Origin of the sequence: Paenibacillus sp. FSL H8-0079 (genome assembly GCF_037991315.1) — a bacterium.
In the GTDB taxonomy this organism is placed as follows: domain Bacteria; phylum Bacillota; class Bacilli; order Paenibacillales; family Paenibacillaceae; genus Paenibacillus.
Genome location: NZ_CP150300.1, coordinates 813,800 through 827,721, shown reverse-complemented (window position 1 = coordinate 827,721; position 13,922 = coordinate 813,800). Strand labels below are relative to the sequence as shown.

Sequence of the window (13,922 nt, the reverse complement as noted above, 5' to 3'; positions counted from 1 at the left end):
TGTATGGATAATTCATCCAGAATCTATTCACATATCGTTATATTTTACCTGTGGATACACGTTATTACAAGTTTATGTTACTAACATCTGATTACACTGGTTCTCACTTAAACCAGCCCCGCTTCACAAACCAGGCCACCATGCTTCCCCCAAGCACAAACATCAACAGCAACACAGCCCCATACCCAAACTTCCATTGCAGCTCAGGCATATAGGCGAAGTTCATGCCATAGATTCCCGCGATCAGCGTGAGTGGCATAAACACCGTGGTAATCACCGTGAGTGTCTTCATAATCTGATTCATCCGGTTGGAGTTCAGAGAAATATAACTGTCACGCAGGTCCGCCGTCATCTCCCGATCAGCTTCGATCATATCTGTCAGCTTTAACAAATGGTCGTAGATATCGGTAAAATAAGCCGTATGTTCGCCTGTTCGCTGCACATGCTGGGAGTTGACCACCCGATAGAGCAGATCCCGCATCGGTACAACCGTTCGTCTGAGCTTCAGCAATCGACTACGCAGGTCAAACACCTGGTTCATCAGATCTTCAACCGACTCTTGTCCACCGCGGTTCTCCAGTTCAGCCAGTTCATCCTCAATGGCAAATAGAGACGGGAAATAATGATCGACCAGCTTGTCCATCACCGTATACGCTGCTGCCACTGGACCTCTCGCCCAGATGGTTCGTTCATGCGCATGGTGCAACAAGCGATCCCACGCTTCATCCACTTCCTCCAATACGCCATGATGAAAGGAAACCAGGAAGTTCGCTCCGAGAAACAAGTCAACCTCCTCGGCTTCCAGTGTGGACGGATTCAATGCATGCAGCACAAGAAACTGCAGATTATCATAATAATCGAGCTTGGGCCGCTGCAACACATGCAGACAGTCCTCTATAGCTAATGGGTGAAAATGAAAATATGTATCCAGCAAACGGCTTTCCTCTTCCGTTGGCTGGTTAAAATCTGCCCATACCCAGGCGTAATCGTTCAGATCCAGCTGTGTAAGGGGTACGTTCACGGAGACTTGATGCTCTCGTGTAATGGCGAGTGTACGAATCATAAATTAGACCACGTCCTTGTCCTGTATCTTACGTTATTGTACACAGGTACCTTCAAACTCGACAACAAAAAAAGCCAACCCTGTTGGCTTCTCTCATTTCCCTATCCACAGTTCCCTGTATCCACAGGAATATCTTCTTTTGGTTTATCATTCCACGGATGGCTATCCACATATCCAGCCTGTCCACACGTTCATGCACAGGCGTCTCTTGATTTTGGTTGTATAATTGTCCACATATCCCGATATTCACAATGTTATGAACAGTTTGTCTGGTAACCCCGAATTCGTTCGGGATAACTTCTCTCTTTAGAAAATAATCCAGTATAACAATCCTGCCAGTGCCCCTGTAATCGGAATCGTAATGAACCACGTAATAATAATACGTCCAGCAAGTCCCCATTTCACAGCAGAGAAACGTTTCGCGGAACCCACACCCAGAATAGCCGATGTGATCGCGTGCGTTGTACTCACTGGAAGGTGAAGCAACGTTGCTGTGAAAATAACGGATGCGGCTGACAGATCGGCGGCAAATCCGTTGATCGGTTCAATTTTAAAGATTTTGGTACCCATCGTTTTGATGATCTTCCAACCACCAATGGATGTACCCAAAGCCATCGCAGTTGCTGCTGAGATTTTAACCCACAGCGGAACATCCAGATTATCCTGCACACCTGCTGCAACCAGAGCAAAGGTAATAATTCCCATCGCTTTCTGTGCATCATTCGTACCATGCGTGAATGCTTGCAGTGCTGCCGTGAAAATCTGTACCGTACGGAAACCTTTGTTCACGTTATGCGGACTGCGTTTGGCGAAAATATATTTGAGAATCGTCATGACCACATAACCGATGGCAAATGCGATCAGAGGTGATAATAGCAAACCTCCGACGATATCAATGAATCCGCTCCATTTCACTTTATCAGATCCTGCGCCAACGAGCACGGCACCTGCAAGGGCTCCAATAAGTGCATGTGAAGATGAGGACGGAATACCGAACCACCATGTAACCAGGTTCCAGATAATCGCTGATATCAAGGTGACTATGACGACTTCTATCCCGTTATCCAGCGTGGTGGGGTCGGTCACACTCCCCCCAATCGTCTTCGCAACACCTGTGAACATCATCGCACCGACAAAGTTCATCACCGCTGCCATAAGAATAGCTCGACGTGGCGTCAGCGCTCGGGTTGAGACCGAAGTCGCAATGGCATTGGCCGTGTCGTGAAAACCGTTGATGAAGTCAAACGCCAGTGCAAGGAAGACGACTATACCTAATACCCAAATCGTTGTTTCCATTATTCTCTGGCTCCTTAAGAATTACGCATAATGATGGATTCAAGCACGTTCGCTACGTCTTCACAAGCATCCGTTGTCGTCTCAAGACGTTCGTAAATTTCCTTACGCTTGATCAGTTCAATCGGATCAGACACGGTAGCGAAGAGATGTTTGATACACATGCGCAGCACTTCGTCGCCTTGGTTTTCCAGATCATTCAAACGAATGGTGTACTCACGGATCGCGAGCAATTTTTTCTGGGACAGCAAATGGATCGCCTTCTGAATTTCGTAGGCAGATTGACGCAAAATTTCAGCAAACTGTATGACGAACTCATCATCTGGATCTGTCAGTTGGTACATATAGAAACGGGAAGCTGTTGCTTCAAGTCCGTCCAATACGTCATCAAGTGTTGTTGTCAGCTCCATGATATCATCGCGTTCGATCGGCGTGATAAATGTTTTGTTGAGCTCTGTAATAATCGTATGCACGTAATCATCACATTTCGACTCGTACTTCTTCATTTCATTAGCGAAAAGAGTCACATCCTGAAGGTTGGAAACATGCTGGGAGAAATAATCTGCCGCTTGAACAACCGTATCTGCCATGTTCTCCAGTGTTTCAAAAAATATATCCTTCTTCTTCTTAAGCTTCATAGCTCTATCCCCTTTACGAGAAAAATTGCTGATAACCGATGAAACATGAAATGACAACCTTTGATATCTTATCATATTTGTTTCATGGTTTGTACAAAAGGTGCGATCCTTTTTTATATTCTTATCACATTAATCTGAAATGAATCTTAATTATTTGGAATAATGGCAAATTCAAGTCGAGATTTTACACTGCGTTTACAATTCGACACCAAAATGCAGATCCGACACCATTCTACTTTTCACGCAAGGTTATAATATGATGCCTTTTCGACGAGAAAATGGATACTTGTTTCATCGTTTTCTTTCATTTCATTCTTTTATTGAACAGCCAGCTTCACATGACTCGCAAATTCCGGTTGATTCGGAACAATGCTGATAAAGGTTTTGCCAGGTACAAGAGCCACTTCACTGCTACCCTGAACAAAACGAATAATGTCCCCCTGCTTCCTCACCCACTGTCCACGGATCATCTTGCCCTTCTGAAACAGCATGGCCTCACCGCCCTGCTCCAGATTGACGGACAGTCGGCCTACACTGTCGAGCACCTTGTGATCTGCACCCGCCACAATAATGTTTGCTGCGCCAATTGGATTACCGTTATCCAGATCCTGATCTGCCTTGCCATTGACCATTCTCATATATCGTCCGCTAACTTCATCATAATCATACGTCACCTGGTAACTATCCAATAAATAATGGATATCGAATTGTTTCACCGTCTCACCTGCGGATGTCGCGCCTTCTTCATTATAGATGTATACCGGCGACTTGAAGTCATGGCTGTAGCCCTTGATATCCGCCCCTTCTCTCAGCTTGTCCGCTGAAGTATACAGATTATGCGGAGCTTTACGATCAGAGGAACGCCAGAAGTAAGGTCCACCATTCGAGATTTCATCCATATGCTGTTTCTGCTGCCTTTGTAAAATGGAATACGCCTCCGGACTACCTCCGGCATGAACAAGTACACCATCATAACTCTCGCCCAGCTCAATCAGGTACGGACGTATGCTGCGCACGGGTCCGACCGTCTCAGCACCGCCTTCACTCTGGAAGATGGCTATAAAACGGGTAATGCCTCCCTCTGCGAGGACTTCTAAAATGATATCGGCTGAACTCAGACCCGATTGGGGCCGAGCTGCTGGGGCATTATTAATCATCACGGCGAGTGGACGCCGCGTAATCGCTTCATCTACAGGCAGCCCTGTCAGTGGTGCAGTGTAAAGAGACGTACTGGGCTCCTCCACATTCTGTTCTTCTTGCACAGGTGCTGGGGCCGATTCTGGCTGAAGTGGCATCTGGGCCACCTCCTGGTTTTGGCAGGCTGCAAGACTTAATGCAAGAATACAAAGGGATGCAGCCGATGCTGCTTTGTTCCATTTAAAAAGCTTCAATATAGGACCTCCTGAACGATATGGCCTGGTTCTAAGTTGTGATATATGTCTCATGCAGGCAACCATTTCACGTATTTCTTTCCATTTAATCACACACCATCTGATTTGTCTGCGCCCAGAAGGCCTTGATACAACATCAAATTCACATTTGAAACAACATATCGCCAGAAAAATATGTCCTAAATGTGAACTTCTCAAACCTTACTTAAAATTTGAACTAGATTGTGATTTTAATCACAAACAAAACGACTTTTGAACTATACAATAAAGACATCAAAGGTGATCACTTAGAAAAAACAAAAACAACACACACTAAATTCCATGAAGGAGTGGTTCATATGTTCAGCTTCAACCAATGGCTTAGAGAAAACAAAGTAGCAATGTGGATTTTGACAGTACTTCGGGTGTATATCGGTTACGATTGGATGACTCACGGATGGAGCAAATTGACCGGCGGATTCCAAGCTGGCGGATTCCTAGCCGGGGCAGTCGGCAAAGCTACGGGTGAAAACCCTACAGTTCAAGCATGGTGGGGAACATTCCTTGAGAAATTCGCTGTACCAAACGCAGGATTGTTCGACTTCATCATCCCGCTTGGTGAATTCCTTGTAGGTGTAGGCCTCTTACTCGGTTGCTTCACAACACTGGCTGCACTGATGGCTCTCGTGATGAACTTCGCGTTCCTCTTCTCGGGTACAGTAAGCACGAACGCTCAACTGGTTCTGATGCAAATCTTCCTGGTTGTTGCTGGTGCAAATGCAGGTAAAATCGGTCTGGATCACTGGGTACTGCCTTACCTTCGCGGATTGATTACTCGCAACAAAGGTAATCATCCTAAAGACACACCAACTATTAGCCCGACTCAAAAAACAGCTTAAGTAATTATTCACAACATTCTCGGCCCTGCTCCCAATCCCCCTGGAGAGCAGGGCTTTTTGCTTTTCAAGATTAGCCCGGATGACCCCGCCTGACTTGCCCTGCCACAAAAAATCGTATTATGATGAACATAAAGTTGAACATCAAAGGAGTACACGATATGCCGACCCAGCGCCGTCTTGAGACCGATGCGGACTTTCAGGAAGCCATGAACATGAAGTATAAGGTTCGCGTTTTCAAAGATAATCACCAGATTGACTCCGGTGGCTTCATTATCCGTTTTGACAGCAATACCGTAGTTGTACAATCCAGTGTTAGTGAACTCGCTTATCATTCACGTACAGACTGTGAATTGTTCGAAATCCGCAAATAAAGACCCATGACACAAATAAATAAGGCATGATATCGAAAAAAGGTTCCTGTAGCCCATCAAGCGGGTACAGGAACCTTCTTTTGTTTATATATTTTAATCGTATACTCTAACCCACGTTATCCATACAAATCTAACTTGTTAGCCATAATCAGGCTCTTGTCTATTCCAAGTTACACGCCGTCTCCAAACTGCCAGCAGTTCAAACTGAGCGTTCCGTAAGGATAAGACTGGAATAGACGCTTCGCTGATCGGGACATATCCGCTGTACCCATAGCGTAGAACAAAGGCGCAAGGTGTTCTGTACCATAAGACGGAACTGCCGTGCGTGCGTGAGGGGCTTTTTTCTCATATTGAAACAGCTCTCTCGTGTTCCACTGCTCCAAACGCTCCCCGATCCAGTTATCAAATTCCACTGCCCACTCTTGCGGCTCATCCGTATTGCCCAGCAATCGCAAATTGTGGACCGTTCCACCGCTGCCAATGATCAGCACATCATCATGACGCAGCTGTTCCAGTATCCGGCCAATATCATACTGTTCCTGCGGCGTACGCAGCGAGTCTACAGATACGGCGATCACAGGGATATTAGCTTCGGGGTACATATGTAGCAGCGGTACCCATACGCCATGATCCAGGCCCCGACCTCGAATCGGCTGATGCGCCAGATTGCTGCGGGTGAACAAAGCACATATCTCATTCGCTAGATCTGGCTGTCCAGATGCAGGGTATTCCATGGTATACATCGTAGAGGGAAATCCGTAAAAATCATGCAAGGTCTGATGTGTATCATCCATCGTCACGGACGGTTCGGGACAATCCCAATGCGCCGTAAATACAACAATGGCTTTCGGAGCCGGCAGCCTGTCTCCAAGCTGGTTCAGAAAATGAGTGTAGTCATTGCTCTCCACCGCCAGAGCGGGAGAACCATGCGCAATGAAAAGTGCGGGTAATGTCATTGCTGCCAACCTCCAGACACGGATAGAATGCTTACTCCTCTATTTTACCCCTTAGAAGGCGCTTTTCCAAGCTGACATCCCCAAACAGTTGCAATCCTGCCACTTATATCATCCAGTGCTGCCAATCCTGCTCGATCTTCTGGCGTTCACCCAGCCACTCTCTGGTACGCGTAATCAGCTGTTCCCGCTCTTTACCTGAAGAGAAGGTGTGATCGCCCTGGAAGATGATCTCCTTGTCGCAACGGCCTTCCTGGCGCATCCAGAATACCTTTTGATACAGGAATGCGTAGTCTACAGGAATAATCTCATCTGACGTGCCGTGCACGACGAGAACATCGCCACTAAATTTGACTGCTTCCTGGAATGGCTGTTGTTCAGCGAGAGACTCGAAGAACGTCGGTGTGAATTTGTATCCGAGATAATCAGCCGCACCCAGTTTCACGCCTTCATCGTATACTTCCCGCCCTGTAATCTTCACGATATCATTGAATGGATAACCCACGGAGGACCACATAACCAGGTTTTTGACACGTTTATCACGTACAGCAGTTAGTAATGCAACGGCACCACCCAGACTATGACCAATCAGCGTAACACGCGTAGGATCTACATCACTGCAATTCACCGCGTAATCCAGCACCGAACGAGTCTGCAGCACCATGGACTCCAGTCCCTCCGCTCCGTACTCCCCGCTGCTCTCTCCGCAACCGATATAATCGAAACGCAGGACCAGATAACCGTCTTCAGCCAGCTCCCGTGCAGTCTTTACAAACAAACGATCCACGCCGATCCGGCTACCAACGAAGCCGTGGCAGATGACCGCCAGAGGGACTCGCTGCTGACTCTTCTCCTCCTTGATATCTTTCACGACCGGATAATGAATCGTGGCTGTTAATTCTTCCTGTCCATGACGGATACTGATCTGACGTTCCATACCGATTTCCCCTTTCCACGCTTAGCCTGTTAACTTCCATTTATTAAATATATATAATCCGATAAGTTTAGTGTGTATTAAGATGTTATTCATATATTATCATCCCGTAACCTTCAAGTCAACGTAAGTAAAAACCTTTCTACGTCGACTACCAATCTACATTTTATCGGATAATAAGCACAAAAAAATGAGCCACGCTGATGACAGCTGGCCCGGATATCATTTGGAATTCAAACCAAGTGTTGCAGGATCGTTATTCGTAGCTTCTACGGAACATCTCGTGGGTCTCCACCCGTCCATTCCACTCATGCTCATGACCCGAATCAGTATTGTCCCAGAAACTTCTTCCCTTCAAATTGCCATCTGTCAGTTCTTCTGCATACTCCGTATCCTCCAGGTTCTCTTCAAAGGATACAACTTCGTCCACGACTCCACGGGAGTTGCTGTTCAGTAGCAGCTTCCGCGTCAATTCTGTTTGTTTATCCATAACAAGCACACTCCAATCTTGGATTTCTGTTGGAAATGCTACTATTGTGATGGAATTGGCTGCTCTTTATGCATACTTCACACAATCGTTAGATCTGTGAGGCGTGAGGGTATTTTTTCACATGAACAGGGGAAAATAAACGAACAAACATAGGCAGCATCTGCCTCGGAATCCTTCTGCCGAAAGGAATGAATTCATGGAACATCTACTGGAATGGATTCAACATCACGGTAAACTGGTGCTGTTATGCACCTGCGTTATACTGGCCTGTGTATGGATATGGGTCCACCATGAGCAGCTTTTTTATAAGGAATAACTTTGCGAAACGAGAGCCCTTCCCGTATACTAAAATACCGTCAGGGTCTTCAGACAATTGGAAGATCAGAACGTGTGTAGACAGGGGGAGCAATCATTGGGGATTTCCTATAAGAAGCTTAAAGAAATACAGAATCGGCAAATAACTGAGATGAGTCGAATGACACCTGAACATGTGAAATTGTATGACGAGATCAGCACAATTGCGCGTTATGCGCCAGCGGACGAGAGAACACAGGAAGAGTGGATACTCTCCGCAGGAAAAGCAATCGTACAGGCTCAGCGGGATAACAAACCCGCTCGTGAGTTATACGGACCTGATCTGGAACAAGACATCCATGCACAGCTCGGGATTACAAATACAGCACCGGAGAAGACGGCTGCCGTTGAGGTGGGTAAATCCAGCCCAACCCGTGATAATAGTTCAACAGCTTCATCGAAAAAGAATGCCAACGCTGTAGAACCACAGCCAACTGAGAATCCAGAGCCTGTGAAACGGACACCAAAGTGGTATGCCATGATCGCTTGGGCGGCTTTGTCTTTTGTCATGTTGATTCAAGGATGTGTGGGATTGTTCGTGGGTTGGACTGGCGGAGATACGGAGCCGTTCCAACACATCAGTCTGTTCTCTCTGATCGTTGCGGCAGTTGGCGGTATCGCATTGGTGGAGATGCTTCGCCGTCTTGCTGAACGACCGGACGATGAAGGAGCGGACAAGAACACCGTACCTAAGGTTAACCTTAAGGGAATCATCATTTACATCGTCATCGTGGTCCTTGTGCTCTTTGTAGGGTATCCACTGCGTGATAAACTTCCGGTATTTGCACTGGCTCCGTGGGTGAGTGCAGTGATCGGAGTTGTGGGACTTGCAACGGTAAGGCCTTTATTTGGGCAAAAGAAAACAGCATAACACGTTATATAATCGATTAAGGGACTTCACGAACTCGTGAGGTCTTTTTCCATTTGGAGCTGGTTCCTATGCTTGATTCCTTTGCCAGGTGTCTCTCCAAACTCCCGCTTGAACATCCGAATGAAATAGTTCACTTCCATCCCTACGGTCTCTGCCGCCTCTCGCACACTTGCTCGTGGATGCTTGTCCATCCAGTCCGAAGCCTTCTGCAAACGTAATCGTTGCATATATTGATGTCCTGTCACGCCATAATGCTGGTGAAATAGTCGGTTGAGATGCTGCACCGAATAACCCACTGCGTCAGCGATGTGCTTCAATAACAGGTCATCCTGGTAGTGCGTATGCATCAATGCTACTGCTCGGATGAGTGCATCCTTGCTCGGATCGGGCTCCCGATTAGAACGTGTTACAGTGCCGCCCTGTGCCCTAGATGATCCAATACCTACGTTAGCAACATCAGATGGAATTATCGATTGTGCTATATCTAAAATAAGCTGGTAGATCAGGGTTGATGTGTTCCACATCTCCGTTGCACCTCGATCCAGCGCATGCCAGAGATTGGTCATCCGTGACCAGATGATTTCAAAACCGGAGATATGGCACGGTTCGTTCTGAAGCAAACCCGTGGATTGTAGTACCGATCCAGCCGATGCACCGCCAATGCCGATATAACCCAGTTCTCCTGTGGATTTGGAATGAGGCACATACTCATGCGCAACCTCGGGTTCCACGATGAATAACTGCCCTGCTCCCATCGTCCATGTCCCTTTTCCCGTTATCTTGAACTGCCCTTCACCACCGCGTGACAAAAACAACTGATACACCGGAAATCCATCCGGTCTATGCAGAACTTTCTCTTCCTGCGTGCCCACACAATACAGGTACAACGGCAACCGGGAATCCGGCAGACCCGTCAAACGAAATGCAAGCATTCCATCATTCCTTTCGGCTCATAGGCTTTTACATAAGGTGAACTAAAGAAATTTACACTGGCCACTCCGTTTCATGTAAATGTAAGTTCAATCTATATAGCCAACTTCCCTTTATTATCCATTATTTGTTCACGATGTAACAATGGTCTTAGGAACCTTTTTGGCGACAATTTTTTTATCAAGTGAATTGCCGCGAGGATGTTAAGCGGTGTCTACGCGGGAATATTAAAAACTCCCTTTCCGGTTGGAAAGGGAGTTAATGGCTTTAAATTCCTAAAAATTAATTACCCAGTATGCGTTTCAACCGCATTTGTCTATCCGGATTCATGAACCTGGCGTAGAGAGGTCTGCAGCAGATGATTGAGTGCCATTACCACCTGAATTTCCCGCGCCCGGATTGTCAGTTCCCTGACCATTGCCAGAAGAAGCTGGCAAAATCTCAAATGTGCCTTCTGCACTGACAGATGTATATTTCGTCGGCTCACTCACCACTGAGACTACCAAAACTTTGTATTTACCCGCTCCAAAAGCCATATTATTTGAATCATTGGCGGAATTTCCAATATCCACTATTGCTGTCCCTGAAGAAGTACCACCTACACTAACATCTGTTAAAACTCTCCCAGTAGTTCCTGAGCTGCTCTCTTCTTTAATGATATACACATCGTAACGAGCGATGCCTACTTCATTTGGCTTAGTGAAACTTATATTAATGGAAGAAGTACTTACAGTTGTTTTTAGATCTATTACCTTATCGACAGTCGTTGCTTCCTGTTTTTTTGCTTTAATTATGAAAGGAGTCGACGTAGTTATATTTGATTCCCTTTTACCATCAGATGATTCGGATAAAATAACAACCTTGTATGTTCCAGCTTTGATCTCGTCACCATTACTATCGGATAAAGAAATAGGAAGTTCTGTAACTGTACTTGTAGAAACATCGAGTGAATTGCTGGATTTGGCAGTTTTTTTGGCCGCATTTAGATCGAAAGTTGTAGATGCAGGTACTACCATTAACACATAACGTCCAATGGCTTGATCAGGGACTGGTTTTGTATATGTCACTTTTACATCGGTAGCATTACCTGCAGCTTGCTCTTCTTTCTTAACTTCAACGTTAGTAATTATAACTTTCCCAACTTCACTAGTTACAGACAACCTAACATCATAATAAACCGTAGATAGAGCATTCGAAATAGTACCGGTATTGCTCACCGCCAGTACAAATACACGATAGTCTTCATCATTACGAATATTTGTACCATCTGTCGTTTTAGCATTCTCTAAAGTCAAAATGTAGTCTCCGCTTCCTGCATTTTTACTCTGGAGGGTAAAATTAGGATTCCGATTCGCTTCTGCCAGATCAAATCCACTTACATTCGTTTTCTTTACCACGAATACACGGTAGTGATGAACATTAGTCTCATTCGCCGATCTATTAAACTTCACACTTATGTCACTACCATTACCATTATCGCCGATATCTGTTGCTGTAATGCTTGTTGGTGCAGTCAACGCAGCAGTTTTGGATAATGTGATTAATGCTGAATAACTTGATATTGCGTTTTGGCTAGCGTTCCCACTGTTGCTCACCGATACAACAAAGACACGATAACTAACACCTTCTTGGACCTTAGAACCGCTTGTATCATATGCATTCGGAAGCGTAACGGACAGGTTACCACCCGTTTTGTTCACCTGCGTATAGTAGTTCGACGCATTAGCTGCACTTAGTGTGAAGTTGCCCGCATTACCGGAGCGAACAACGTATACTCGATATCCAGAGATTCTGGATTCATCCGCGGCCTTGTTGAACGAAACCCGTAGATCACGCCCATCACCGTTGTCACCAATATCCGCAACAGCCAGGTTGCTAATGACTCCCGCGTTACCGGTCGTTGTCAGTCTCAGAGCTGTGGAGGAAGCTGACAGCGCATTGGTGTATCCATTTTGCTGATTGCCCACCGCCATCACAAAGATGCGATAATCTTGCAGATTCGTTACGTTATAACCACTTGTGTCCTTCATGGATGAAGGTAAAGTCGTTGTAATGTTGTTACCTGTTTTATTCACCGTATAGTACAGACTGGAGGACAGGTTAGTCGCCGTTGTCAGATTAAAGCTGCTGGCAACCGAGTTACGCACCACAAAGACGCGATAATTCGCCACCTTGGACTCATCTGATGAACGGTTGAAACTCACCTGAATGTCACGACCATCTCCATAATCCGAGTTATCCTTCACCTGCGTAATTACTGGAGACGTTGCTGTGTTCACGGACAACGTAAGTGAAGATGATGCTGCGGACAGCTTGCTGTCTGTTGTTGTATTAGTGCTTACCGACAAGATGTAAACTACATATGCTGTACCGCTTTTAATCAATTCGCCGGACGTATCCCGTGTCGAAGAAGTCAGCTGGCTTTTGACCGCAGCAGTGTTGCCTTTGTATATGATCGTGGAGTTTGCACTAGACACTTTATTCGCTGCTGCCAAATTGAATGCGGAAGAGTCCTTCGCTTTGACTACAAAAGCACGATAATACGTAATGTTAGATGTCGTGCTCGGCTGCGTGAAGTTAATCTCCAGATCGCGGCCATCGCCATAGTCACTAATATCTGCGGCACGCAGACTTGTAACCGCCTGTACTGTGGATTTCACATTATTGAGCTTCAATGCTTGGGAAGACCAGTTCAATGCATTTTTATAATTATTGCTGCTGTTACCAACAGTCAGTACATACAGGCGATACGTTTCATTGCTGTTAAGCAAATCCCCGTTTACGTCACGCGTCTGTGCATTAAGTGTCAGTTTCGGGTTGCTGCCATTTGGTGTAACAGATGTATAGTTCGCAGAAGGTACAGCAGTTGCTGAGGACTCCGTGAAGCTATTCACATCGCGAGTTTTTACAAGCATAATCCGGTAAGCAGATACCGCCTTCTCTGAAGTTGGACGGGTGAAGCTCACGGTCAAGTCACGACCATCTCCGTTACTTCCGGATACCGAACCATAGATGTTCCATGCAGCATATTGTGTCTCATCCACTGGAGGCGTTGCCGTTGTCTTGATATCTACACGCTGGTTACGCGAGTTCCAGAACACTTTCTCTCCAAATGCTTCACTGACAAAACGAATGGGAACCATCGTGTTGCCCTTGATCGTGTTTGCAGGTACATCCAGTGAGATCGCTTCTCCGTTGATGTATGCCGTTTTGGAACCGAGTGTCAACGTAACTTCCTGATCGTCGCGAGTTGCAACAATCGTTTTGGTTCTGTTGGTGTACTGTACCTTCGCATCCAATCCTTCAAAAATCGATCGAAGTGGAACCAGTACGCGTCCACCTTTCATGACAGGTGCCTGAGCAGATGATAACTCTGCATCATTGATATATATACTGATTCTCGCAGCTGCATCCATAACCGACGTTGGAAGTGCGGACATCAGCATAGCTGATACAGCCAGCGCTGACATGACCTTCTTCACTTGTTTTCCTCCCGCTTTCCTCATATCTCATATCCCCATTCTCGCAATTAGTTAACATCGAAATAGATTCGCTGTTCTTTTCATTAATTCCTGTATTTACCTGTGCACATCTAAGACGTTCCGATCACCTCAAAAGTTTCCAGTTGTACAAAAAATATTTTCGCAGAAATATCCCTCTATCTTCCACCCTCCAAAAGTTAAAAATAACAGAAGAATTTGTCACCATTCCGCAACCACATCCTGCACTACATGGGTTAATGTATAGTGACTAGTG

Annotated in this window: 12 protein-coding genes; 3 read left to right on the top strand and 9 right to left on the bottom strand. The window is 45.9% G+C overall.

The window, feature by feature from the left end:
* Window positions 1-103: 103 nt before the first annotated feature.
* From corA to MHI06_RS03795, 4 genes are all read right to left on the bottom strand, one after another.
* Window positions 104-1,063, bottom strand: coding sequence for a magnesium/cobalt transporter CorA (gene corA / locus MHI06_RS03810; protein WP_340400490.1), 960 nt, complete (start codon window positions 1,061-1,063; stop codon window positions 104-106).
* A 306-nt stretch (window positions 1,064-1,369) separates the two neighbouring features.
* On the bottom strand, window positions 1,370-2,359 hold the full coding sequence (locus MHI06_RS03805) for an inorganic phosphate transporter (protein ID WP_036668387.1): 990 nt from the start codon (window positions 2,357-2,359) through the stop codon (window positions 1,370-1,372).
* 14 nt (window positions 2,360-2,373) lie between these two features.
* On the bottom strand, window positions 2,374-2,994 hold the full coding sequence (locus MHI06_RS03800; RefSeq protein WP_017690670.1) for a DUF47 family protein: 621 nt from the start codon (window positions 2,992-2,994) through the stop codon (window positions 2,374-2,376).
* Window positions 2,995-3,311: 317 nt separating this feature from the next.
* Complete coding sequence (locus MHI06_RS03795; protein WP_340400489.1) at window positions 3,312-4,385, bottom strand: DUF3048 domain-containing protein; 1,074 nt, start codon at window positions 4,383-4,385, stop codon at window positions 3,312-3,314.
* 338 nt (window positions 4,386-4,723) lie between these two features.
* Between MHI06_RS03795 and MHI06_RS03790 the strand changes: the two genes are divergently transcribed.
* Both MHI06_RS03790 and MHI06_RS03785 read left to right on the top strand, forming a co-directional pair.
* Entirely contained in the window at window positions 4,724-5,263 is a 540-nt protein-coding gene (locus tag MHI06_RS03790; RefSeq protein ID WP_062836230.1) for a DoxX family protein, read from the top strand.
* A 158-nt stretch (window positions 5,264-5,421) separates the two neighbouring features.
* On the top strand, window positions 5,422-5,634 hold the full coding sequence (locus MHI06_RS03785) for a hypothetical protein (RefSeq protein WP_340400488.1): 213 nt from the start codon (window positions 5,422-5,424) through the stop codon (window positions 5,632-5,634).
* 170 nt (window positions 5,635-5,804) lie between these two features.
* On the opposite strand, the gene MHI06_RS03780 is transcribed toward MHI06_RS03785, so the two are convergent.
* From MHI06_RS03780 to MHI06_RS03770, 3 genes are all read right to left on the bottom strand, one after another.
* The gene (locus tag MHI06_RS03780; RefSeq protein WP_340400487.1) at window positions 5,805-6,590 is read right to left on the bottom strand and encodes a class III extradiol ring-cleavage dioxygenase; all 786 of its coding nucleotides are present in this window, start codon (window positions 6,588-6,590) and stop codon (window positions 5,805-5,807) included.
* 103 nt (window positions 6,591-6,693) lie between these two features.
* Window positions 6,694-7,524: an alpha/beta fold hydrolase gene (locus tag MHI06_RS03775; RefSeq protein ID WP_036606057.1), complete on the bottom strand. Its 831-nt coding sequence runs from the start codon at window positions 7,522-7,524 to the stop codon at window positions 6,694-6,696.
* Between the two features lie 253 nt (window positions 7,525-7,777).
* Window positions 7,778-8,011, bottom strand: coding sequence for a hypothetical protein (locus MHI06_RS03770; protein ID WP_036606058.1), 234 nt, complete (start codon window positions 8,009-8,011; stop codon window positions 7,778-7,780).
* A gap of 412 nt (window positions 8,012-8,423) precedes the next feature.
* Between MHI06_RS03770 and MHI06_RS03765 the strand changes: the two genes are divergently transcribed.
* A complete protein-coding gene (locus tag MHI06_RS03765; RefSeq protein WP_340400486.1) occupies window positions 8,424-9,236 on the top strand; it encodes a hypothetical protein in 813 nt (270 codons plus the stop codon).
* A 26-nt stretch (window positions 9,237-9,262) separates the two neighbouring features.
* On the opposite strand, the gene MHI06_RS03760 is transcribed toward MHI06_RS03765, so the two are convergent.
* On the bottom strand, window positions 9,263-10,168 hold the full coding sequence (locus MHI06_RS03760; RefSeq protein WP_340400485.1) for an AraC family transcriptional regulator: 906 nt from the start codon (window positions 10,166-10,168) through the stop codon (window positions 9,263-9,265).
* 324 nt (window positions 10,169-10,492) lie between these two features.
* On the bottom strand, window positions 10,493-13,648 hold the full coding sequence (locus MHI06_RS03755; RefSeq protein ID WP_340400484.1) for a copper amine oxidase N-terminal domain-containing protein: 3,156 nt from the start codon (window positions 13,646-13,648) through the stop codon (window positions 10,493-10,495).
* Window positions 13,649-13,922 lie beyond the last annotated feature (274 nt).